We start from the raw sequence: 21,618 nt of genomic DNA on the forward strand, positions 1-21,618 counted from the left end.
GTGCGTCCCTGTCCGCCCTTAAAGTGCGGCGGGAGAGGGGAGTTCCAAGTTTCATGATGTGGTAGTTCCCCTCGCCTAGTGGGCGGCAAAGGGTGTGAGGGCATCACTTAGCTATGGCGTTCGGCGTAGGCGATGCCTGCTTGCAAGGTCGCCTCAACCACTAAACTATTGAAATTCATGCCAGTGGTAACTAGCGCTTGAGCAACTTCGGGCCGAATGCCAACCAGCATTGGTTCGCTGCCCAAGAGTCGCACACTATCAATCAGTTCTGAGAAGGCTTGGCTGACCATATTGTCGATTACTGGCACACCCGTCACATCGATAATAATCCAGCGTGGGCGGTCAGTCGAGATCCGACCAAGCACATTGGTTTGCAGGGTTTTGAGGCGTTGTGGTCCAAGTTCGCCGATTAATGGCACAACCAACATGCGCTTGCCAACAGGCAAAATCGGCACACTCATCGAGCGAATAATTGCCCGTTGATTTTGGATGGTGTCAAGTTGAGCGGCGGCATCGCTACGGGCAATTTCGGCCTCATGACGAGCTTGATCGACCCGCTCAACCTGATCGCGTAAGGCTTGCTGCTCGTTGTTAATGCTATCGAGTAGATGGTTGAAGGCCACAAACACATCGCCAATTTCATCGAGGCGTTTAACTTCGGCCCGTTGCGCATAATCGCCAGCAGCCACAGTTTGGGCCGTTTTTTGTAAGGCGCGAATTGGCTTAAAGATCATATGATGAAATAAGATCGTCATGCCAATCAGGGCAATCACCCCAATCACGCCCAGCACATTCATATAACGCAATGGATTATTGGAGATATTAGCGCGGCGCTGAACGCCTTCTTCGGTGACTAAATCGCGGTAGGTTTTGAAGCGCGTATCGAACGATAAATTCAAATCGCGCACTTGGTCGAAGCGGCGTTCGATCACGCGAGGATCGTCGGTGGCAGAGCGATCAATAAAGGTTTGGGTATCTTCAATAATTGATTGAACTGATCGGCGTAAGGCAACATAGGCTGCTTGAACTGGCTGATTGGTATCATCAGTTAAGCCATCCATCACTCCAATTAAACGCTCAGTTTCGCGCACCCAACCAGTTCGCGAAAGCAGATATTGATCATCTTTGGTTTGCAAAAATGCGAGAGTATTTTGGGTGATGCCTTGGGCACTGGTTTGCAGCCGCAACAATGAATCGAGTTGCGGAATCGTTTGATCGATCAGCGCCTCGACATCAGTGCGATACTTGCCTAGTGACCAGCGAGCAATGATATTGGCACTGCCCACCACCATCACCAGAATGATCAGGCCTAAGCCAAAACGTTGACGAATCGATGAACGCATAATGCCTCAGTGTAAATAGTGTTGATATGATCCATGCGATTATGCTGTTGTTGATTCGTTGTTGAGCGTTGCAAGAATGGCTTACAAGACCATTTGGGCAGCTCGCCCCGCAACCAAAAAGCAAAACAGCGCAACGGCGACTGTCCAACCGACTCCACCCAAAACTGCGCCGACGCGAGCACCAGCGCTAGGCCGAGCTTCTACCAAACGCGGGATAATTTCATTGGTCAGGGTGCGATAGCCAGTGGCTAACAAAATGGCTCCTAGCCCTAAATGCGCTAAGCCAAACCCTAGAATGACAATACTGCCAATCAGCTGCATGGTCGTCTCCTTTGCCGATCAAGGATGCTGCTCTTCTATTCTACGGGAGAACCGCATGACCTGCAACTAATTTAGTAACAAAAACACGATAAAACCAGCTACGAGGGTTGGTATGACTTGGCGCGTATACCAAGCCACGATGATCGCGATTGCCCCAGCCGCCATTTTGGGATTAATCAGATCAATCTGCTGATTGCTAATCGCTAAATCACTGGCAATAATCGCCGCCAAAACCGCTGCTGGCACAAAGCGTAGGCCGCGCTTGATGATTTCAGGTACATTGGCGTTGCCAAACAAGGCAATGAAGGAGTAGCGAATTCCGAATGTGAGCAAACCGATAATCACAATTGTGAGCCACTGACTCATGCCCGTTTTCCTTCCAGCCCTAAACCAACCCCAATGCCCACAATTGCCGCCACAATCAAGCCCAATTTATAGGGCAAGCCTGCCGCTAGCACTGCCACACTCGCCCCAGTCACCGCTGCGCCAATCACCGCTCTATCGCGTAAAGTCGGGACCAAAATACCAATGAAGGTCAGGGCTAAGGCGATTTCCAAGACTGGCATTGTACCAATTTGGCTACCAACCAATAAGCCAATTGCCGTGCTGAGCTGCCACGAGAACCAAAGCATGAAGCCTGCCCCGAAGAAGTACCAGTGGCCATACTCAGGGTCATTGCGTTCTTGATAGCCGGTAATTGCCACGGCATAGGCCTCGTCGGTCAGCAAATAGGCCAAAAGGATGCGCCAAGTGCGTTTAAGTTGTTGCAGGTAGGGCGCAACCGAGGCACTATACAAGGCGTGGCGCAAATTTACCACCGCTGCGGTCAGAATAATCGCCAAGTTGGGCACGCCTGTGCCAAACAATTGAGCCACGATCATCTGCGAGGAGCCAGCAAAAATAATTGTAGACATGGCTTGGATGAGCCATGGTGATAAGCCGAGTTTTAATGCAGTTACGCCGTAAATCACCCCAAATGGCACAACCCCTAAAACGATCGGGATTTCGGCTTTAATTCCGGCGAACCAGGCTTGATATTTTGGATGCATGCAGCTTCCTTGGCTAAAAAAACAGCAGGCTGTTGAATCAGCCTGCTGAAACATCGACCCAACTTAGAGGCTTTGCAGAAAGGCCTGCACACCTTGACTGGCTAGCTCGGGCTGCTCGATAAAATAGCAATGGCCGCTGCCAGGAATTAATTGAAATTCAGCATTGGGAATGATCTGCGCCAGCAACCGCCCGTTGCCAATTGGCACCAAAACATCGGCATCGCCATGCTGCACCAGCGTAGGATGCTGGAGTTTAGGCAGACGCTCGATCGTGCTGTGGTTCATAATTGCGCTCCATTGGCCCATAAAGCCATGAGCTGGCCCATGATTTTGCATGCCCACCTCAATATATTCCTCGATCACTTCGGGATGAGCTTCGACAAAGGCTGGAGCAAAATTAAAGCGTACACTATCTTGCATAACTTCGTGGGCAGTTTTTTGCGTGCCACTCAGCATCAACTCTAAAACCCAGGCTTCGGGCGCAAGGTTGCTAGCTTCAGCATGAAATTCATCGGGCAAGGCAGGAATATTGGCGGGATCGTTGGCGTAATGCGGTAGCGTACAGCCCAAAACCAAACCTTGCACCCGCTCAGGGTAATTCAAGGCCACATGTTGGGCGATCATTCCACCCATCGAAACGCCCCAAACGTGCGCCCGCTCAATCCCCAGATGATCCAATAAGCCAATCGCATCGGCAGCAAAATGCTCCATGCTATAGGCGGTGAAATCGGTGGGAGCGGTGGTTTTACCAACCCCACGATTATCGTAATAGATCACCTGAAAATGTTTGGTTAAAAACGGCAATTCTTTGCGCCAGCCATCGGTCGTGCCGCCCAATCCCATAATCAAGAGCAAGGGTGCGCCTTGCCCAGCGACTTCATAATTAAGCGTGATGCCATTGATTGCTGCCTGGGGCATGCCAAAGTACCTCCAAAAAATCTACTAAGCGACTGAACGTTCCATAATGATCCGCAGCCATGCCAACAAGCCAAACTCAGCGGCGGTCATAAAGCTCGCAAAAATCGCTGGCCGCGCCAGTTGGCTCAAACGCACAACCGTGTTCTCGCTGCGGGTGATCATGGCGATGATCATAATATTGACGATAAACATAACACTTAAAATGCCGACCGTGCTGAAAATTGCCAATGGATAGGCAATAAATGGTGAGGCCAGTTGGGTCAGCACAAACAGACAAACTGCCACCGCCACTAAAATCGCATAATCGCGCCAACTGCCAATAATTCGTTGATCGTGGCGAGCATTGGCTCGCACACTGATGTTGAAGGCAAACAGCAACATCGAACCCATGCTAATACCCATCGCCAAGCCTGAGAGGATGCGCAAAATTGGCTGCGGCGTGTAGAGATTGTAGTTGCCAATATCGAGCAACAACGAATTAAAGCCATCGCTGCCCATCCAAGCCACACTCAGCACCAGCACAATCCCAATTGCCAAGGGTGGTAGTTTGGCGGCACGGCCACGGCCCAATAAGCTGAGCGTGATGATTGTGGCCAAGAAACCGCTATACAAGCCTGTATTGCGCTGACAGAGTGGCATCATCGTGCCGCCAAGGCTCAGGGTATGTTCCTTCGAGCAAACTCCATGCACCACCCAACTAAGTTTCTCGGTGAAATTGCCAGGAATTAAAAACAGCCCAGCAATTGTTAAGGTGAGTAACACCCCGATCAAGCCCCATAAGGCTGGGCGTTCATCGCGTTCGGGTAAGGGCTGGGGTTTGCGAGCCTCTTGAACAATAACTTCACGCTCAGCTTTACGAGCTTCAACTTGTTGCTTGGCCTTTTCAAGCACTAAACGATTGAGATCGCGTTCATTCATGATCGGGCTACTCCTACTACTTAGGGTTGTTTTATAGCTTAGGGTTGCCCAAAATCGCTGATCAGCTTAAGCGTTTGCGAACGGCTGATTGCGCCAACATGGATTTTTTGGACTAACCCATTGGGATCAATAAAGTAGGTTGTGGGCAAATAGTTAACATTAAAAGCTTGGCTAATACTGCCATCGCGATCCAGTGGCAATACATAGCTTACCCCAATTTCGCTGGCAAAACGCTGCACAACTTCAGCATTTTCATCTTTGTTCACACCAATAAAGACCACATCTTGGCGTTCGCGGGCGATCGCCTCGAAATCGGGCATTTCGGTGCGGCAGGGCACACAGGTGGTTTGCCAAAAATTGAGCACCACAACTTTGCCACGAAAATCGCTCAGCGCGACCTTTTTACCTGCTTGCTCATAGCTTAGCTCAGGAATTTGCTCGCCAATTTGCACTGTACCTTCAGCCAAACTCAAGTTTTGGGCCAAGCTGACATTGGCGGCTGGCAGGCTTTGTGCTGTGGGACTAGCTTGACTGGCACATGCAGCCAGTAACAAAAATATACATCCAAACGAGGCTAAACGGCCTATCATTATTAAACTCCTTGATCTGGATTCGGTATAGAGTTGAGTGCATTGCGGATGGTAGTCTCATTGAACGGATAGTACCAAGATTGGGCTGCAATTTGCAGCACAGGTATCTTATACTTATAACGCTCATACACTGCTATATCATCAAGAATATTGATACACACAAGCTGAGCTTGAAACTCCTGCGCTAGCGCTTCAAGCCAATGCTCGGCTTCGTCGCATAAGTGACACCCGGGACGCATATAAAGCTGCCAGTTCATTATGACCCTCCTAGCATGCTATTGTACCGCGTCCACGATCAACGAGTGTATTTTTTGGAAGGAGCTAGCTCATGCCGCCGATTGACGTTCGTGGTCATAGTTTGATGTACGATGATGGTGGTGATGGCGAGGTGGTGTTGTGTATCCATGGGTTTCCCTTCAATCGTTCGATGTGGGATGAAGCGCGATTGGCCTTAGCTAGTCGTTATCGGGTGCTTAGCCCCGATTTACGTGGTTTTGGCGAATCAAGTGGCAGCGAGAGTTGGACGCTCGACGATCAGGCCAATGATTTAATTGAATTATTGGATCAGTTGGGAATTGATCGGGTGGCCGTGCTTGGTTTATCGATGGGTGGTTATATTGCACTGAATTTGGCGCGACGCTACCCTGAGCGTTTGTGGGCAATGGTGTTAATTGATACCAAAGCTACATCTGATAATTACGATGCTAAGCAAAATCGCTTGAAAACCGCTGAGACCGCTCTCCGCGAAGGTGCAGCCCCGATTGCCGCCCAAATGTTGCCTAAATTGCTCAGCCCCGCCAATGCTGATGATCAGCGTTTAATTGAGCGGCTCAATAGTATGATGCTCACGACCAATCCCAAAACGATTGCCAGCGCAGCCCATGCCATGGCCAGTCGCCCTGATTCAACGCCCTATCTTTCGACCATGGCGCTGCCAAGCATGGTGATTGTTGGCAACGACGACCAAATTACCACGCCCAATGATGCCCATGCCATGGTTGCTGCCCTGCCACACGCCAGTTTAGTGACGATTCCCGATGCTGGGCATATGAGTGTTTTGGAGCAACCAGAAATTGCCTATGGCGCAATTCGGGTCTTTTTGGAGCAGGCTCAACAGGGTTGATTGGCGCAAACGTTAGGGCTATAATGGGCAAGTTTGATTCTAGCTATCTAAGGAGTAGCCCTCATGGATGTGCGCAAACTATCGCGACGACAATTTTTAGGTGTGTCGGGAGTTGCGACGTTAGGTTTATTGGCTGGTTGCGGAGCTGAAGAAACCATCAAGCCTGCGGCAACCGCTGAGCCAACTGAATTTAACGCCGATAGTGCGTTACAACTGCTCAAAGATGGCAATGCCCGTTTTGTGGCCAATCTTACGGTTGACCCCAACCAAGATCCCAATCGCCGCACAACCACGGCCAAAGGCCAAAACCCCTTTGCCACAATTGTTGGCTGTGTCGATTCGCGGGTTGGGCCAGAAGTGGTATTTGATCGCGGGATTGGCGATTTGTTTGTGGTGCGCACGGCAGGCCAAGTGATTGATGACGTGGCGATTGGCAGCATCGAATTTGGAACTGCTGAGTTGGGTATTCCTTTGGTGATGGTTTTGGGCCATCAAAAATGTGGTGCCGTAACCGCTACGATCGAATCGGTTGAAAAAAACACGCCTGCGCCCGACCAAATTGCCGCAATCGTTGAGCACATTCGGCCTGCGGTTGAGGCCGTCAAGGCTTCAGGCCAAGAACCAAGCGATTTGGTTGACGCAGTGGTGCGCGAAAATACCAAATTAACCGTGGCTGCCTTGAAAGCAGCGCCATTGTTGGCTCAACTTGAGTCTGAAGGTAAAGTCCGAATTATCGGCGGCTACTACCATTTAGATAGTGGCACTGTCGAATTTTTCTAGGCTTGGGTCATTAGATACGTATCTTGGGTAGCGGAACCATAACAGTGTTGGAGCCAAGGCTTGGTATGCTGGTAGCAATGATGCTTTGCATACAAGGAAAGGTTTTCCGATGGCTCCACCTGTTGTTTTGCCAGATCTGCAAACATTGACCGTTGATGCGGCGGCGGCACTAGCCTATTTGCTGGCTGGGAATGCCCGTTTCGTCGCCAACCTCCCACTCGAACCTCACCACGATAGTTTATACCGCCAACAACTAACGCAAGGCCAACACCCATTTGCCATGATCCTCGGCTGCGTCGATTCACGGGTGATTCCCGAATTATTGTTTGATTGTGGCTTTGGCGATTTGTTAGTGATTCGCACGGCAGGCCATGCAATCGATGAAGTAACTGTTGGCAGCATTGAGTTTGGCGCTGATGTGCTAGAAATTCCGTTGTTGGTGGTGCTTGGTCATGAGCATTGCGGCGCTGTCAAAGCGACAATTAACATGCTTGATCAGCATCAAACCGCGCCCGATCGCATTGCTGTTTTAGTTGATCATCTGCGCCCAGCGGTTGCTGAAATTGATATTCATGCTCCCGACCGCTTAGATGCGGCAGTTCGGGCGAATGTGGTGCATACCGTGGCTGAGTTGCAGCGAATACCATTGTTGGCTCAGCGTGAGCAAGCGGGCCTGTTGAGGATTGTAGGGGCGTATTATAGTTTAGTCAGTGGCGCAGTCGAGTTATTGACTACGCCACTTGATTAAGCACTATTTTTCTTCGATCGTAACCGTCAAGATCGCATCGCCAGGTGCGCCACCCATGTTTGGATCGCGAGGCGTGATCTGATCAACGACATCTTGACCAGCAGTTACTTGGCCGAAGATTGTATAGGCATCGGGGGTCAAGTGCAAGGCTGGAGCCAAGGTAATGAAGAATTGTGAACCATTGGTATTAGGGCCAGCGTTGGCCATGGCCAAAACCCCAGCTTTATCGAAGAGCAAATTGCTGGTGGTATCTTCATATTCGTTGACAAACTCATAGCCTGGGCCACCCATCCCAGTGCCAGTTGGATCGCCACCTTGAGCCATAAAGCCTGGAATCACGCGATGGAAAGTCACGTTATCGTAGAAACCTTCACGAGCCAAAAACACAAAGTTATTGACCGTGCGGGGAGCATTTTTGGCGTTGAGTTCAATCACAATATCGCCTTTTTGGGTTTTGAGGGTCGCGATATATTGCTTGTTAACGTCAATCGTCATGGCTGGCTCGCTGGCATATTGCTTCGGCATGCCAGGGCTGCTGGTGTTGCCACCATCGCTAGGAGCAGTGGTTGGTCGGCCAGTGCTTGCCTCGGTTGGGGCTACTTCAGCAGTTGGGGCGGTGGTTGGGCGCGTTTCGATCGTTGGAATTGCGGTTGATTCAGCTGAACCACAAGCGGTTAATACGAGCGCCAACAGCGCAATCGTGGTTGTTCGTCGCATCGGTTAAGGCTCCTCACAGGACATAAAAAATCACCGTGGGATTATAGCACGGGAGTGAGAACATAGAACATAGAGCATAGGGGCGAAACCACGAAGAGCACGCAGAGCGTGAAGTTTATGTTTGATCCACGAAGGGCACGAAGTTACACAAAGTTTGTTTTTGATCCACGAAGGGCACGAAGGGCACGAAATAGGGCTATAGGCTAAGGGCTTTTGGCTAGCGAAATACTTGCGATACCACCAATATGTTCCGATATCCGATAGCCTTCAGCCCATAGCCTCACATCCTCTGCGCCTCTGCGTTAAACGCCCGATCTCTGACCCTAATCCTTTCCTTATGTTCTATGCTCTATGTTCTTTCTTCGCTTTTGCCTTTTGCTTTTTGCCTTTTGCTTTGTACTCACTCGCCTTTGGCAAACACTCCATCAAGATGAGCGGCATCGTTGACGCGCAAGACCCGCCATTCATCGCCGTGAGCTACAATCTCGACGAACGCGCCATTATCGAGCCATAAACGGCCAAAGTGACGTAGCGGTGCTGCCAGCAAGTGGCAGACCAAAGCGCGAATTGCGCCGCCATGTGAAACCGCTACCACGGTTTGACCACGGTGATTGGCGGCAAAATGCTCGAAGGCCTTGGCCATGCGCTGTTGCAACTCAGCATACGATTCGCCATTCAGGCGTTGAGTACTGTCGGGGTTGAGTTTGATCAATTGCATATGGTCGGGAAACAGATCGTGCAATTCTTCAGGAGTATGGCCGGCCCAATCGCCATCGTTGATCTCACGCAGATCAATTAATGGCTCAGGCGTAAGGCCAATTTGCTCGCCAATGATGGTGGCGGTCTCCCACGCCCGGGCAATATCGCTGGCATAAAGATGATCGATTGCTAGGTTTGCTAGGCGTTGACCAGCGCATAAGGCTTGTTCGCGCCCGCGCTGATTCAACGGAATTGGCAAATGACCTTGATAACGGCGTTCAGCATTCCAGGCTGTTTCGCCATGACGAACCACGATCAACCGCATAAGACGACCTCGCTTGACACTAATGCTAGGCTATTGTATCAGAGCCAACACTTGGCTTCGTTGTCAAATCAATCTCTCCTCGCTATAATACGCCCTAAAGCGATAACTTTGCATTTTTTAGTAACCCACACTTCGTGGGGGAGGCGAGCCGAATGTCTCAAGTTGCCTTAACACCACGTTCTCAGCCAACGACTGTTTGGCAGTTACGGCGCAAAAAAGTCCCCGATCAACTTTCGTTGCCTGCTGATTATGTTCCAACTGACTATACGTCGTTGCCAACTCCCGAAGAGCCAAAAAAAGGTGGCGGTCTAGGGATGATTTTGGTTGTGGTGGTCTTGTTCTTGGCGTTGGGGGCAATTGCCTATGCTGTTTGGGGGCAGGGTAGCGGCGAGGAAGATGTTGTTCCAACCAAAGTGCCAACCACCGCGCTAACGATTGATCGGGCTAGTATGATCGTGAGCGATGGCAAATTGACGGCTCAAATCTCCATTACCACAGATGCACCTGATGAGAGTCAAGTGGGAGCGATCTTATTGGAAGATGGCCGCCCATTTGAATTTTTTGATACCGATGCCATGACCACCACTGTCAGCGGCGGCAAGGCTCGCTTGATTATTCCTGAAATGGAAGGTCACGAAGATGGCCGCAAATCGTCGGAATATACTGTCCAAGTAACCGTTGCGAGCGCTGATGGCGATGTTCTAGCCAAAGCCGACGAAGCGATTGAAATCAAGGGCGATGCGCTTGATCGTTTCTTGGGCGATACCGCAGTAACTCCAATCGATGTAACCCCAACCATCACTGATCCAATTTCAGGCACGATGGTACCAACGCCTGCTGATGGCTCGACTCCAGTAACCCAAGTTACGCCAGTTCAGCCAACTGCCGCACCTGGTGGCCTGCCCGTGCCGTTGGATAATGTGGTGATCAGCCGCCCAGGCATTGTCTATACCACGCCGTTTGGCCCAGCCAACCAACGTGGCAACGTAACTGCTGGCGAAATTGCGCGAATTGTCGTCAAGATGCCAGTGAATGGTGAAGTTTGGTATTTGGTCGCGATCAGCCAAAGCGGTCAATCAGGCTGGCTCAATAGCAGCACGATTGACTTACCTGCAACTGAAGTCAACAAAATTACCCCTGTTAGCGGCGATGCACCATTTGCCGTAGCCTTCAATGGCGGTAATGTGCGCTCAGCACCTGGGGGCGATGTTTTGACCCAAGTTGATGCTGGGGTCAATGTCTCGCTGATCAACCGCAGCAGCGATAGCGCTTGGTTCAAAATCAAGTTACCAAATGGTAGTGAAGGATGGGTCGTTGGTCAGATCTTGACTATCAACCCTGCGGTATTAAATACCATCCCTGTAGCACCCTAAAAAACAGTACTAAGCATCCTTGACTCAGCAAAAACCCGTGGGATACAATAGTCTCACGGGTTTTGCCATGGTTGCCGTATCTGTCTTGGAGGTAAAGTATGGATGAACAGCAAAAAACACCGATCAGCGGTTCCATGCAACGAGCGGTGCGCGGTGATAAAAACCCACTCGATGCCGTTGAACAAGAATTACGCACCAGCGTCTTTGGCCAAAATCGCGCGATCGAAAGCTTAATTCGTGCCCTGAATCGTGCTCGCTTTGGCTTTAGTGCTGGTAGTCAGCAGCGTCCACGCGCAACGTTGCTGTTTCTTGGGCCAACTGGCGTTGGTAAAAGTGAATGTGCTAAGCGCTTAGCTGCATTTTTACATCCGCAAGGCGGTGGGTTTCTCAAGCTCGATTGTTCGCTGTTTAGCCAAGGCCACGAAGTTTCGGCGTTGCTTGGCGCTCCTCCCTCCTACGTCGGACGCGATCAAAAGCCCTTGCTCGACCCTGAGTTGATCGAGCAAGAAAATGCGGTGATCTTGTTTGACGAAATTGAAAAAGCCACATCCGAGCTTTGGAATTTGTTGCTGCAAATCATGGAAGATGGCGAGATTACCTTGCTCAACGGTGGGCGCAAAGTTTCATTCCATCGCGCTATTGTTATCATGACCACGAATGTTGGCGCTCAGGAAATGGCAAATTATGTCTCGCAACGCACCATCGGTTTCCGCACACCCAATCGCGTCGTCGAATCGACTGGCCAACAAATTTATCAAATCGGCTTTGAATCGCTGCAAAAGGTCTTTAGTCCTGAATGGATCAACCGGATCGATGAAATTATCGCTTTCCGGCCATTAAGCAGCGACACATTGCGCCAAGTCCTTGATCGCATGGTCGCTGAATCGAATGAGCAATATCGTCGCCATGGAGTGGAAATTAGCTTAAACGAGGAAGCCCGCGATTATATTTTGCGCCGTGGTTTCGACCCACGTTTTGGCGCTCGCCCGTTGCGCTCCCGTTTGATGAAGGATATCGATGCTCCATTGGCCGATTTGCTCGCTTCGGGCGGGATTCCCAGCGGGGCAAAAGTGCAAATTGTGGTCTCGGAAGAAGAAGCCAAGGATGGCAATAATCTCGATTTCTTCTACGAGCCTGATGCAACCTTGGCGGCCTTTGCCGCAGATTATGCGGCTAAGCAAGAGCAAGCTCCGCCATCAGCCCGTGAAGTTGCTGGGCCACCGTCACATACCCCTGGCCCATCGATTGCTCGCTCAACCGAAAACAATAATCGACGCTAAGTTCCCTCACCCCAACCCCTCTCCCACTGAACGCGGGAGAGGGGCTTTTTTTACGTCTCGTTGGGCGAAAGCAGGGCTGAGGGAACTTAAAAGCGTTGACTAGCGCTTTGTTCAGCGGTGTGGTCGCGTAGTTTTTGGTAGCTTTGATGGCGGGCGCTGCTGATTTGACCAGCCTCAACTGCGGCCAAGACTGCGCATTCTGGCTCGTGAGTATGGGTGCAATCGCTAAAGCCACATTCATCGATAAATGGCCGGAATTCGCGGAAGCACCATTCAAGTTCATCTGGCTCCATTTGATAGAGGCCCAGCTCGCGAATGCCTGGAGTATCGGCCACAAAACCACCAGCATGCAATGGCACCAATTCGCCTGCCACCGTGGTATGCTGGCCTTTATTGACTGCATCGCTGACATCGCCAGTGCGCAAATTCAGGCCTGGCTGAATCGCATTGAGCAAACTCGATTTGCCAACCCCCGAAGGGCCAGTAAAGGCCGAAATTTTATTATGAATTATCTCTTGAACTTGCTCGATGCCTTGGCCAGTGCTCACGCTGGTGTAAAACACCGGATAGCCAATTTGCTCGTAGATGCCAAAGACCTTTTGATGGCTATCGCTGACTAAATCGCATTTATTGGCAATAATTGCTACATCAAGATTATTGGCCTCAGCAATCACCAAAAAGCGATCGATCATGCGCACATGTGGCTCAGGGTGAGCTACGGCAAAGGTAATTAGCACAATATCTAAATTAGCAACAATTACTTGTTCAAAATGTGCGCCCTTGATGGCGGTACGGGCAAGCTTGCTGCGCCGTGGGTAAATCTCTTCAACCACACCTTCGTTGGGAATGGTTGGCGTGATCCGCACGAAATCGCCAAGCGTGGCAAGATCGCTATACTGTTTGGTTTTTTTGAGCCGCCCGCGCAGGGTGCAGCGCAGCGTTTCGCCTGTTTCATCGAGTTTTACCCAGAAAAAGCCACTTTGGGCACGCATGATCGTTCCGTTCATTCACGCTCCTTCGATGCTGTGTTCAGCGTTGTCTTCATGATGATGCTCCATATAGTCGGTGTCTTCGTCCATAAAATCTTCATCGGCCAATGATCGGCCTGTGAGGGTCATAAAAACGTCTTCCATAGTGGCATTGGACTTGCCAATTTGCTGACCAATGCGATCTTTGAGACCTTGCGGGGTATCCAAAGCTACAATTTTGCCAGCATCGATAATCGCGATGCGGTCGCAAAGCCGGTCGGCTTCGTCCATATCGTGGGTGGTCAAAAAGACGGTTGTGCCCGATTCATCGCGCAAACGCCGCACAAAGCGTTGCACATCCGAGCGCGAACGTGGGTCAAGCCCGGTCGTTGGCTCATCAAGCAGCAATAACCGTGGTTTGGTCAACAGGCCACGGGCGATTGCAACTTTTTGCTGCATGCCGCGTGACATATTTTCCAGCGGCTCGTACAAGCGTTTTTCCTTCAAGCCCAGCGCCGCCAAAATGCGCACACATTCGGCGCGAGCATAGGCTGGCTTGAGATCATACAAACGGGCGGCGTACATTAAGTTTTCTAAGGCGCTCAATTTCTTAAAAAACGAAGCCTCAACGCTAACCCGATTGATTAAGCGTTTGACGGCTTTCTCATCGTTGCGGACATCGAGGCCAAAAACCTGAATCTTGCCCGAATCGGGAATAAGTAAGGTTGAGATCAAGCGAATCAAGGTTGATTTGCCTGAGCCGTTGGCTCCCAATAAGCCAAAAATCTCGCCCTCGGCCACATCGAGGCTGACGTGATCAACCGCGACGACTGGTGGCTTGGGGTTAGGACGAGGGCGACGAGTGAGCCAATGTTTGACTTCACTCGTGCCAAATTGTTTATAAATATTTGCTACCACTAAAGCAGGTGCTTGCTGCATTGGGATACTCCATCCAAGGGTTGCACGAACTGGTCAATTGCTATGAGCAATTCCATGATATGCGATAGATGGGATCGATCAACTCTCTCTCTTCATTGAGGAGGATTTATCGACGTTTGCTGGCGTGGTCGTCGCTAACGTGTAATTCCAAGCGCCGAAAACCTAGTTGATCGAAGGCCAGATCCACCAAGCGGCCAATGCGGCTGGTTTGATCTTGATCTGGTTCGTGGGGCAACTCGGCATAAGCCCGTTTCATCGAGTTGGGCTTGGGCTTGGGCTTTTCTACACACAGGACGGTTCCATCGCGGTCGAGCATTAACACTAGGAGCCTCCTAAACAAACGTAATAGACCATGAGTATCTTGCTTGAAAGAATGCTCACGGCCCATCATAGAAAGGCAGGTCCACAGCCGTAGAAAACAAGAGCCGTGAGCGTTGTTAGAATCACGCCCACGGCCCTCGGTGCTTATTAGCGAATCGCTTTAGGAGAGAAGCACGAGGTAGATGGGCGCATGGGTGCCTGCATCACTTGCAGTGCGCACTGGATTGTTGATCAAGTTGATCATCATGCAGCCTCCATCTAAGAAAATAGCAGAATTGATTTCGAACAGGCCTAGAATAGCATAGCCGCTTGCAGGCCGTCAAGTAGCGATCACTCAGTCTTTAGTCGGATTATCGAACTAGGACTCTTGGTGGAGTTGGGGATCGTTCGGATTGCCCAAAAATATGGTAGCATACCCATTAATCACGATCTCAAAGGATACCCCATGGATCATTGGCAAACCTTACACATGGCAACTCGCCTAGGGGTGCTTGATGCCCCCTACCCACTGCGCTACCTGAGTATCGACGATGGAGTTGATTTGGGTCGCTTGTTGCATGCTGCCGCCGCGCCATTGCCAAATGAGCCAACGCCCACGCTTTCGGCCACAATCGATTGGGCCTTTGCTGCCTTGCAAGGCGATTACGGTCGTTTATTAGATGCTTGCTCATTTGCGATCGAAACGCGTAGCGGTTTGCTCGGCGCAATTGTGGTGGTCAAACAGGCCAGCACGGTTAAGATTTTGCAATTGGCGGTAGCGCAAGCGTTTCAAAACCAACAATTTGAACCAGTGCTGCTGAGTGCGGCGCTAAATGCCCTAGCCCAAGCGCGTTATCCACAAGTTCAGGTAGCCGTTTTAGCCAATAGTTCACAAGCCCACTTTTTCACCGCTCAAGGTTTCATGCTAGCAGAGGACGTGAACGATGCATCCACTTCAAACCACGATTGATCAGTATGCAGCCCAATTTGATCGTCGGCGCATGACGATTTTAGCTGCCCACGTCGAAGAAGACAATGGAACGGTGCTCCGTGGTCGGGTGTTGGATCGCAGCCAGCATGCGGCGTTGTTGGCTTTATTGCCAAATGTGCGCGATGAATTGATTGTGCTGCGCGAACAGCCGGAGCATGGCTTTGCAACCGTTACTTTTGGGGTATTAGATGTGCGCTGGCAGGCTACTCGCGATTCGGAATTGGTGACTGAGGCCAGTTTTGGCGAAGGCTTAGAGGTACTGGCCCACGAGCATGAATGGTTGCAAGTAATTACCAGCGATGGTTATTTGGGTTGGGTACGGCGCAATGGTGTTGTGCTGCACGAGCAGCCAAGCACCTATCGAAGTGCTGCAACCCACGTTGTGACCAGCCGTTGGTTGCCATTGTGGGGTTTAGAGGGCGACCAAATTGGCTTGTTGCCATGGGGCATTCGGCTTGAAATTGACGAATTTCGTGATGGCAAAGCCTTTATGCGCTCACCTGCAGGCCTGCCAGGTTGGCTCGAAGCCGATTCATTAACGCCCGTTGAAGATTTGTGTTCGGTTGATAGCGCTGGTATCGAGGATATGTTGCAAGCAATTCGCCAATTGATTGGTGTGCCCTATTTGTGGGGTGGCACAACTAGTTTTGGTTTCGATTGCTCAGGTTTGGCTCAGGCTGCCTATCGTTGGCTGGGTGTGCAATTGCCACGCGACGCTGATCAACAATCGCAAATTGGTCGTTTAATTAGCCGTGAGCAGGTTGCAGCTGGCGATTTACTGTTTTGGGGCGTGCTACGCAACATCGAAGATTATCGCCACGAACGGATTAACCATGTGTCGATTGCCCTTGACAACGAGTGGATGATTCATGCAAATCAACGCAATTGGAGCATCTCGCTTGATCGCATTGATGAAGTGAATGCGCAGGTCTATCAAGCACAAGGGAACCCAGGGTTGGTGGTAATTCGGCGGATTCGCGAGGAGCAGTAGCCATGGAATGGGCGATTTATCCGGTTGAACTACGCTTGCGCAACACGTTTCGGATTGCCCACGGAGCTAGCAATACCCGCCATAATGTGTTGTTGAATTTAGATGATGGCTGGGGCGAGGCCGCTGCTGTAGCCTACCACGGCGAAACTGCTGCTAAAATTCAGGCTTGGCTGGAACGCTATCGCGAAACAATTACCAGCAGCTATGATCCAGCGGCAATTCATTGGCTCTTGGCCAAGCTCGATTTTGAGAGCCGCGCCGCCCGCGCTGCTGTCGATTTAGCCTTGCATGATCGCTTAGGCCAACAACTTGGTGTGTCATTGCGTCATCTTTTGGGCTTGAACGGCTTAGAACTCCCACAAACCTCAGTTACCTTGCCAATTGAAGAGCCTGAAGCTTTGCGCCAACAAGCTTTGGCCGTAGCGCATTATCCAATTCTCAAGGTGAAGTTGGGCGGCCCTGCCGATTTAGCCAGCGTGGTTTTGATTCGCGAAGCCGCACCCAACAGCCGCCTGCGGGTTGATGCCAATGCTGGTTGGAGCCGTGAAACCGCCGCCCAATTGATTCCGGCGCTGGCTGAATTGGGCGTGGAGTTGATTGAGCAACCGTTGGCAGTTGATGATTTAGCGGGCTATGCTCAACTTAAAGCTGCCAACTATGGCGTGCCAATTTTTGCCGACGAGCCGATTAAAACTGCGGCTGATGTGGCGCGTTGGGCCAAGGTGGTTGATGGCGTAAACCTCAAGTTGATGAAAACTGGCGGAATTGTCGGGGCGTGCGCAGCGATTGCCACCGCCAGAGCCCATGATTTACAAGTGATGCTTGGGTGTATGATTGAAAGTAGCATCGGGGTTTCAGCGGCCTGTGCTTTGGCTGGCTTGGCCGATTTCGTTGACCTTGATGGGCCATTATTGATCGCCAACGATCTGGCAACTGGATTGAACTTTGCAACCGCTACGATTCAGCCAGCAGCAACGCCAGGTTTAGGCGTGCAAATTGACTGGACAGCACTAAACAGCGCCCGACTTGAAACACGCTAGCATGCAGCCTACAACGACTAGAGAAGCGGTTTTAGGCCAGTCCTGCGGTCGGGCTGACAAGCGTACAGGGTATGCGTTGCTAGACTTGTGTACCTACTGTACAATACCCATCGTAGTAGCTTCGGAAGGAGACCACGCATGGCGTTTATCGGGCGTGCGTTACGCATTAACCTCGACACAGCCAGTACTTCCACGTTTGACATCCCATCGCCAATTCGCGAGCTATATTTGGGTGGACGTGGGCTGACAGCGGGCTTGATGTATCATTTTGTTCCCCCCGATACAGCAGTTCGCTCTCCCGATAATCCGTTGCTGTTGGCTCCTGGGGTGTTGGCTGGCACTCCGGCCTATGCTACTGGCGGCTTTGTGGCTACCACTCGTTCGCCCTTGACTGGCAATTTGATTCATAGTTGGGCGGTCGGCGATTGGGGCGCGGCGCTCAAACGCGCTGGTTTTGATGCGGTTTGGGTGGTTGGTCAGGCAACTGCTTGGCTCTACGCCGTGATCGATAATGGCCAAGCTGAACTCTACCCCGCGAATCATCTCAATGGCCTTGATACCCAGCAAATTAACGATGCCCTGATGGCCGAGCACGGCGCTGATGCACGAGTTTTGACGCTTGGTCAGGCTGGCGAAAAGATGTTGCCCTATGCGGCTTTGGTGGCCGAAGGCCGCTACTTGGCCGAGCCGGCTGGCACGGGCATGGTGATGGCCTTGAAACGGCTCAAGGCAATTGTGGTGCGCGGCACACGTATGGTCAAGCCTGCCGATACCGCCAACTTTCTCTCATCGTTTAAGCCAATTACCGAGCGCATCGACCGCGACCCATTGGCAACCGCGATTCGCGATTATGGTTCAAGCTACTATGTTGATTTAGCCGCTAACCATGGGGCCATCACCGGACGCAATGGCCAAGATCCTGAGCCAAGCGTGATGCCAACCACTGGCGATTATGCTGGCGAGATTTATGATCGTGGTTGCCCACGCTGCCCACTGCCCTGCTACCATGATTTTGCTACCACCAACCAACCTCGCCCCGAAATTGAGGCGATTGTGGGTTTTGGGGCACGCTGCGGTTTACAATCACCAGCAGCAATTATCGAAGCCAACCAACGCTGCCTGCGCTATGGGCTTGATCCCAATGCAACTGCCAATGCAATTGCCTTTTTGATGGAATGTCGCCAGCGTGAATTGACCCGCCAATACGATTTGCAATGGGGCGATGAAGCGGCGATTTTGGCGGCGATCGATGCGATTGCCACCAAACAAGGCATTGGAGGCTTGCTCTCGTTGGGTGTATACGAGATGAGCCAAGTCTTTTACGGCAGCGAGCAATTTGCCCCGCTGGCCAATAATTTGACGATCAGCCCACTTGACCCACGCGCTGCCCAAGGTTGGGCCTTGCACTTGGCGACCAGTTCAATTGGTGGCGATGCACGAGGAGCTATGCCTTGGTATGAGTGGCTTGATACCATTCCCCAATGGCTCAAAGGCAACGACGACCATCAACCAAACGTGGTCAATGGCAAGCCTGAACGCCTGATTTGGCATGAACGCTTTGTCGCTGGCCTCGATAGCGCTGGAATTTGTCGGCGCTTGGCGGCCTTGGCCTACCAAATTACCCCCAAAGAACTGGCGACAATTCTAAGTGCCGATATTGGCAAGAGCGTTTCGCCGACCGATTTAGCCAAAGTTGGCGAGCGAATTATTACGGTCGAGCGGCTGCTGGCCTTGCAATGGGGCCATAGCGACGACCTCAGCACCCGCTGGCAACAACAACCATTGACCAGCGGTATTGCCGCCAATCAAATTCCCACCCTTGACACACTGCTAACGAAATATTATGCTCTGCATGGATGGGACAGTGATGGGATTCCCACAAATGCCCGTCTCGCTGAGCTAAGTATTCCCGAACCCGATTCCCGACCATGGGTGACGGAGTAGGTCATACCGTATTGATGGCCAGGCTGAGCGCCGCAATCAATCAACGAGAAAATCAATGTGGCTTGCAATTGTTTTGACGGTATTGCCAACGCTGCTGTACGTGACCTTTTTGTGGTGGCTTGATCGCTATGAAAAAGAACCATGGCCGCTGCTGTTAGCAGTGTTTGTATGGGGTGCGGTGCCTGCCGTGGCCCTCGCGTTGTTGGCTGAATTGCCCAATACTGCTTCAACTTTAGGTTTTGACCGTGGCAGCCAACCAGTTTGGTATGCTCCGTTGGTCGAAGAACCACTCAAAGCCTTGGCATTGTTTGGCATTTATATGTTCTTTCGCTATGAGTTCGATGGCGTGCTCGATGGCATTATTTATGGCGCACTGATTGGTTTTGGCTTTGCTATGACCGAAAATGCGATTTATTTTGCTAGTCGTGGCGGCTCGATTACTTCATTACTGTGGCTGCGTGTGGTGCTATTTGGCTTTAATCATGCCTTCTACACCAGCATCATTGGGGTGGCGTTGGGCATGATTCGCTACGAGCGCCGCCGTTGGGTGGTGGTTGTGATGCAGCCATTGAGCCTGATTTTGGCTGTCGTGTTCCACGCACTGCACAATATGACGATTAGCTATCGCTTTCCTGGTGTATTGATCGCATGGTTGATCAGCAGCGGCGGCGTGTTAATTGTGGTGTTGGTGGCAATCATCGCCTGGCGTAAAGAGCGCTATTGGATCGATCTAGAATTGGTTGAGGAAATTCGCTGTGGATTTATCGACCAAGCGACCTACCAAACCGTGCGGTCAACCCGCCGTCGGGTGCAAAGCCAATGGGAAGCGCTCTTTCGCGGCGGCTGGCGAGCAGTGCAAACGGTGCGTACTCGCCATCATTTACTCACTGAGTTGGCATTCTTGAAATATCAGCTGCGGATCGGCGATGTGCATTGTCGTCCCGCCGATTTATACCCGCTGCGCCGCCGAATTCTCGAAGTTCACGAAGATTTCTAGGTTGCCATTAAGGTCAATAAGCCAACCTCGGGCGTTGCCCCAAAGCGAATTGGCAGACCTGCCAAACCCCGACTCACATACAACCCACATTGGCCGATGCGAAATTGGCCGTGTGGGTATTTTTCGCCCCAACGTGGCACAACCAACGGCCCCAACCACGGTGCATTGATATGGCCAGCATGGGCGTGTCCCGAAAGTTGTAAGGCTACTGGCTGCTCAGCCGCGATGTCGGCAAAATCGGGGCCATGGGCTAGCAATACCACTGGTACTGCTGGAGCGTTGTGCAACGCCTGTGCCAAATCAGCATCGGCCTGCCATGGATCGGCTACTCCAGCGATGACAATTGATTGATCCCGCCATTGCACCAGCCGATGTTGATTGATCAATACCTCTACGCCAACTTTTTTGAGCGTGCGGGCAATCAGTTGCGGATCGTCCCAGTAGTCGTGGTTGCCAAGGCAGGCATACACGCCCAAGGGCGCTGAAATTCCCGTCAGCATCTGTTCTAATGTATCAACATCGCTTGGACGATTAACAAAATCGCCAGTTAATAAAATAATTTCAGGTTGCCAAGCGTTGATCGCGTTGAGTGCTTGACGCAGCACACGCTGGCTATAGTTTGGCCCAAGATGCAAATCGCTGAGATGGGCAATTTTGAAGCCATTGAGGGCACTTGGCCAGCGGGGTAAGCGCAATGTATGCCGTTCAACTGCTAAGCGCCAAATGTTACCAACCCCAAGCCCACCCGCAGTCAGCCCCGCTGCTAGCAACGAGCCGAGTATTGGCTTGGCCCAACGTGGTGGTTGGCTAGCAAATAAGGCAGTAAGGCTGCCCAACCCAAGCATTCCCAATACTCCACCAAGGTATTGCCAGCGCCGCGAATAGACTAAATGCGAGACATTTGGAATATCTTTGCTGCCGCGTGGCACAGCCACTAAATCGGCAAAAGGATCGTCAATCATCAAAAATTCCTTATAGGCGGGTTGTTGTAATGTGCATAGATCACCCTTCAAGGATCGGTTTTTAACCAATCATTGGGATTCACCACCCTTCCGTCCCGCCTCAAGGCGGGAAACGCCGGGGGCTTTAATCCCCCAGCACCCCCTCAAGGGCAATCTGGGGTAGTCACCCATCCAATGATGAACCATAGAATCATTGGTACGAAGCGTAAAACCTATGTCAGAACCCAATGCATCCTTGTAAGCCATGGAGCACGCTGTTGAAGTTATAGCATAGCGAGCTTAATGGTTGATGAAAAAGCTAC

The 21,618-nt window shown here is 51.3% G+C and carries 24 protein-coding genes; 10 read left to right on the forward strand and 14 right to left on the reverse strand.

Annotated elements, in window-relative coordinates; all coding sequences use genetic code 11:
- Window positions 1-107: 107 nt before the first annotated feature.
- The 8 genes from DEF47_RS18170 to DEF47_RS18205 all read right to left on the reverse strand — a co-directional run bounded on the left by DEF47_RS18170 (window position 108) and on the right by DEF47_RS18205 (window position 5,396).
- Window positions 108-1,343 carry a HAMP domain-containing protein gene (locus DEF47_RS18170; RefSeq protein WP_012191140.1) on the reverse strand — a complete coding sequence of 412 codons (1,236 nt, stop codon included), beginning with the start codon at window positions 1,341-1,343 and terminating at the stop codon, window positions 108-110.
- A gap of 81 nt (window positions 1,344-1,424) precedes the next feature.
- A complete protein-coding gene (locus DEF47_RS18175) occupies window positions 1,425-1,664 on the reverse strand; it encodes a hypothetical protein (protein ID WP_012191139.1) in 240 nt (79 codons plus the stop codon).
- Window positions 1,665-1,730: 66 nt separating this feature from the next.
- Window positions 1,731-2,030: an AzlD domain-containing protein gene (locus DEF47_RS18180; protein ID WP_012191138.1), complete on the reverse strand. Its 300-nt coding sequence runs from the start codon at window positions 2,028-2,030 to the stop codon at window positions 1,731-1,733.
- Window positions 2,027-2,713, reverse strand: coding sequence for an AzlC family ABC transporter permease (locus DEF47_RS18185; RefSeq protein ID WP_012191137.1), 687 nt, complete (start codon window positions 2,711-2,713; stop codon window positions 2,027-2,029). The genes DEF47_RS18180 and DEF47_RS18185 overlap by 4 nt, the downstream gene beginning before the upstream one ends.
- 63 nt (window positions 2,714-2,776) lie before the next feature.
- On the reverse strand, window positions 2,777-3,631 hold the full coding sequence (locus tag DEF47_RS18190; protein ID WP_012191136.1) for an alpha/beta fold hydrolase: 855 nt from the start codon (window positions 3,629-3,631) through the stop codon (window positions 2,777-2,779).
- Window positions 3,632-3,655: 24 nt separating this feature from the next.
- Window positions 3,656-4,549 carry a DUF2085 domain-containing protein gene (locus tag DEF47_RS18195; RefSeq protein WP_012191135.1) on the reverse strand — a complete coding sequence of 298 codons (894 nt, stop codon included), beginning with the start codon at window positions 4,547-4,549 and terminating at the stop codon, window positions 3,656-3,658.
- 38 nt (window positions 4,550-4,587) lie between these two features.
- Window positions 4,588-5,139, reverse strand: coding sequence for a TlpA family protein disulfide reductase (locus tag DEF47_RS18200; protein WP_012191134.1), 552 nt, complete (start codon window positions 5,137-5,139; stop codon window positions 4,588-4,590).
- 2 nt (window positions 5,140-5,141) lie between these two features.
- Window positions 5,142-5,396, reverse strand: coding sequence for a glutaredoxin family protein (locus tag DEF47_RS18205; protein ID WP_041304680.1), 255 nt, complete (start codon window positions 5,394-5,396; stop codon window positions 5,142-5,144).
- A 71-nt stretch (window positions 5,397-5,467) separates the two neighbouring features.
- Here DEF47_RS18205 and DEF47_RS18210 point away from each other — a divergent pair, with 71 nt between their 5' ends.
- The 3 genes from DEF47_RS18210 (at window position 5,468) to DEF47_RS18220 (ending at window position 7,790) form a co-directional block, all read left to right on the forward strand.
- Window positions 5,468-6,262, forward strand: coding sequence for an alpha/beta fold hydrolase (locus DEF47_RS18210; RefSeq protein ID WP_012191133.1), 795 nt, complete (start codon window positions 5,468-5,470; stop codon window positions 6,260-6,262).
- Between the two features lie 63 nt (window positions 6,263-6,325).
- On the forward strand, window positions 6,326-7,042 hold the full coding sequence (locus DEF47_RS18215) for a carbonic anhydrase (protein ID WP_012191132.1): 717 nt from the start codon (window positions 6,326-6,328) through the stop codon (window positions 7,040-7,042).
- 109 nt (window positions 7,043-7,151) lie between these two features.
- A complete protein-coding gene (locus DEF47_RS18220) occupies window positions 7,152-7,790 on the forward strand; it encodes a carbonic anhydrase (protein ID WP_012191131.1) in 639 nt (212 codons plus the stop codon).
- Between the two features lie 3 nt (window positions 7,791-7,793).
- Here the strand turns inward: DEF47_RS18220 and DEF47_RS18225 are convergent, their stop codons facing one another.
- Entirely contained in the window at window positions 7,794-8,507 is a 714-nt protein-coding gene (locus DEF47_RS18225; protein WP_012191130.1) for a peptidylprolyl isomerase, read from the reverse strand.
- Between the two features lie 400 nt (window positions 8,508-8,907).
- Window positions 8,908-9,531: a histidine phosphatase family protein gene (locus DEF47_RS18230; RefSeq protein WP_012191129.1), complete on the reverse strand. Its 624-nt coding sequence runs from the start codon at window positions 9,529-9,531 to the stop codon at window positions 8,908-8,910.
- 152 nt (window positions 9,532-9,683) lie between these two features.
- Between DEF47_RS18230 and DEF47_RS18235 the strand changes: the two genes are divergently transcribed.
- Complete coding sequence (locus DEF47_RS18235) at window positions 9,684-10,904, forward strand: SH3 domain-containing protein (protein WP_012191128.1); 1,221 nt, start codon at window positions 9,684-9,686, stop codon at window positions 10,902-10,904.
- A gap of 98 nt (window positions 10,905-11,002) precedes the next feature.
- Window positions 11,003-12,184 carry an AAA family ATPase gene (locus tag DEF47_RS18240; protein WP_012191127.1) on the forward strand — a complete coding sequence of 394 codons (1,182 nt, stop codon included), beginning with the start codon at window positions 11,003-11,005 and terminating at the stop codon, window positions 12,182-12,184.
- An 86-nt stretch (window positions 12,185-12,270) separates the two neighbouring features.
- Here DEF47_RS18240 and rsgA read toward each other — a convergent pair whose 3' ends face one another.
- The 3 genes from rsgA to DEF47_RS18255 form a co-directional block, all read right to left on the reverse strand.
- The gene (gene rsgA, locus DEF47_RS18245) at window positions 12,271-13,191 is read right to left on the reverse strand and encodes a ribosome small subunit-dependent GTPase A (RefSeq protein ID WP_012191126.1); all 921 of its coding nucleotides are present in this window, start codon (window positions 13,189-13,191) and stop codon (window positions 12,271-12,273) included.
- Entirely contained in the window at window positions 13,192-14,091 is a 900-nt protein-coding gene (locus DEF47_RS18250) for an ABC transporter ATP-binding protein (RefSeq protein ID WP_012191125.1), read from the reverse strand.
- A gap of 106 nt (window positions 14,092-14,197) precedes the next feature.
- Window positions 14,198-14,413, reverse strand: a complete 216-nt coding sequence (locus tag DEF47_RS18255) for a hypothetical protein (RefSeq protein WP_041304678.1) — start codon at window positions 14,411-14,413, stop codon at window positions 14,198-14,200.
- A 444-nt stretch (window positions 14,414-14,857) separates the two neighbouring features.
- Here DEF47_RS18255 and DEF47_RS18260 point away from each other — a divergent pair, with 444 nt between their 5' ends.
- The 5 genes from DEF47_RS18260 (at window position 14,858) to DEF47_RS18280 (ending at window position 20,354) form a co-directional block, all read left to right on the forward strand.
- Window positions 14,858-15,361, forward strand: coding sequence for a hypothetical protein (locus DEF47_RS18260; protein WP_012191124.1), 504 nt, complete (start codon window positions 14,858-14,860; stop codon window positions 15,359-15,361).
- A complete protein-coding gene (locus DEF47_RS18265; protein ID WP_012191123.1) occupies window positions 15,336-16,373 on the forward strand; it encodes a C40 family peptidase in 1,038 nt (345 codons plus the stop codon). The genes DEF47_RS18260 and DEF47_RS18265 overlap by 26 nt, the downstream gene beginning before the upstream one ends.
- A 2-nt stretch (window positions 16,374-16,375) precedes the next feature.
- Window positions 16,376-17,413 carry a dipeptide epimerase gene (locus DEF47_RS18270; protein ID WP_012191122.1) on the forward strand — a complete coding sequence of 346 codons (1,038 nt, stop codon included), beginning with the start codon at window positions 16,376-16,378 and terminating at the stop codon, window positions 17,411-17,413.
- 138 nt (window positions 17,414-17,551) lie between these two features.
- Window positions 17,552-19,357 carry an aldehyde ferredoxin oxidoreductase family protein gene (locus tag DEF47_RS18275; protein ID WP_012191121.1) on the forward strand — a complete coding sequence of 602 codons (1,806 nt, stop codon included), beginning with the start codon at window positions 17,552-17,554 and terminating at the stop codon, window positions 19,355-19,357.
- A 55-nt stretch (window positions 19,358-19,412) separates the two neighbouring features.
- Entirely contained in the window at window positions 19,413-20,354 is a 942-nt protein-coding gene (locus tag DEF47_RS18280) for a PrsW family intramembrane metalloprotease (protein WP_012191120.1), read from the forward strand.
- Here the strand turns inward: DEF47_RS18280 and DEF47_RS18285 are convergent.
- Window positions 20,351-21,316, reverse strand: coding sequence for a metallophosphoesterase (locus tag DEF47_RS18285; RefSeq protein ID WP_012191119.1), 966 nt, complete (start codon window positions 21,314-21,316; stop codon window positions 20,351-20,353). The two genes, DEF47_RS18280 and DEF47_RS18285, sit on opposite strands and share 4 nt — an antisense overlap.
- Between the last annotated feature and the right edge of the window lie 302 nt (window positions 21,317-21,618).

The organism is Herpetosiphon sp. (assembly GCF_003512625.1).
Classification (GTDB): Bacteria; Chloroflexota; Chloroflexia; order Chloroflexales; family Herpetosiphonaceae; genus Herpetosiphon; species Herpetosiphon aurantiacus.

Coding starts and splice junctions, on each gene's coding strand:
- DEF47_RS18170 (WP_012191140.1), bottom strand. CDS start 1,343: ATGCGTTCATCGATTCGTCAACGTTTTGGCTTAGGCCTGATCATTCTG.
- DEF47_RS18240 (WP_012191127.1), top strand. CDS start 11,003: ATGGATGAACAGCAAAAAACACCGATCAGCGGTTCCATGCAACGAGCG.
- DEF47_RS18180 (WP_012191138.1), bottom strand. CDS start 2,030: ATGAGTCAGTGGCTCACAATTGTGATTATCGGTTTGCTCACATTCGGA.
- DEF47_RS18200 (WP_012191134.1), bottom strand. CDS start 5,139: ATGATAGGCCGTTTAGCCTCGTTTGGATGTATATTTTTGTTACTGGCT.
- DEF47_RS18275 (WP_012191121.1), top strand. CDS start 17,552: ATGGCGTTTATCGGGCGTGCGTTACGCATTAACCTCGACACAGCCAGT.
- DEF47_RS18280 (WP_012191120.1), top strand. CDS start 19,413: ATGTGGCTTGCAATTGTTTTGACGGTATTGCCAACGCTGCTGTACGTG.
- rsgA (WP_012191126.1), bottom strand. CDS start 13,191: ATGAACGGAACGATCATGCGTGCCCAAAGTGGCTTTTTCTGGGTAAAA.
- DEF47_RS18235 (WP_012191128.1), top strand. CDS start 9,684: ATGTCTCAAGTTGCCTTAACACCACGTTCTCAGCCAACGACTGTTTGG.
- DEF47_RS18195 (WP_012191135.1), bottom strand. CDS start 4,549: ATGAATGAACGCGATCTCAATCGTTTAGTGCTTGAAAAGGCCAAGCAA.
- DEF47_RS18260 (WP_012191124.1), top strand. CDS start 14,858: ATGGATCATTGGCAAACCTTACACATGGCAACTCGCCTAGGGGTGCTT.
- DEF47_RS18250 (WP_012191125.1), bottom strand. CDS start 14,091: ATGCAGCAAGCACCTGCTTTAGTGGTAGCAAATATTTATAAACAATTT.
- DEF47_RS18270 (WP_012191122.1), top strand. CDS start 16,376: ATGGAATGGGCGATTTATCCGGTTGAACTACGCTTGCGCAACACGTTT.
- DEF47_RS18205 (WP_041304680.1), bottom strand. CDS start 5,396: ATGAACTGGCAGCTTTATATGCGTCCCGGGTGTCACTTATGCGACGAA.
- DEF47_RS18220 (WP_012191131.1), top strand. CDS start 7,152: ATGGCTCCACCTGTTGTTTTGCCAGATCTGCAAACATTGACCGTTGAT.
- DEF47_RS18225 (WP_012191130.1), bottom strand. CDS start 8,507: ATGCGACGAACAACCACGATTGCGCTGTTGGCGCTCGTATTAACCGCT.
- DEF47_RS18285 (WP_012191119.1), bottom strand. CDS start 21,316: ATGATTGACGATCCTTTTGCCGATTTAGTGGCTGTGCCACGCGGCAGC.
- DEF47_RS18265 (WP_012191123.1), top strand. CDS start 15,336: ATGCATCCACTTCAAACCACGATTGATCAGTATGCAGCCCAATTTGAT.
- DEF47_RS18210 (WP_012191133.1), top strand. CDS start 5,468: ATGCCGCCGATTGACGTTCGTGGTCATAGTTTGATGTACGATGATGGT.
- DEF47_RS18175 (WP_012191139.1), bottom strand. CDS start 1,664: ATGCAGCTGATTGGCAGTATTGTCATTCTAGGGTTTGGCTTAGCGCAT.
- DEF47_RS18215 (WP_012191132.1), top strand. CDS start 6,326: ATGGATGTGCGCAAACTATCGCGACGACAATTTTTAGGTGTGTCGGGA.
- DEF47_RS18190 (WP_012191136.1), bottom strand. CDS start 3,631: ATGCCCCAGGCAGCAATCAATGGCATCACGCTTAATTATGAAGTCGCT.
- DEF47_RS18230 (WP_012191129.1), bottom strand. CDS start 9,531: ATGCGGTTGATCGTGGTTCGTCATGGCGAAACAGCCTGGAATGCTGAA.
- DEF47_RS18185 (WP_012191137.1), bottom strand. CDS start 2,713: ATGCATCCAAAATATCAAGCCTGGTTCGCCGGAATTAAAGCCGAAATC.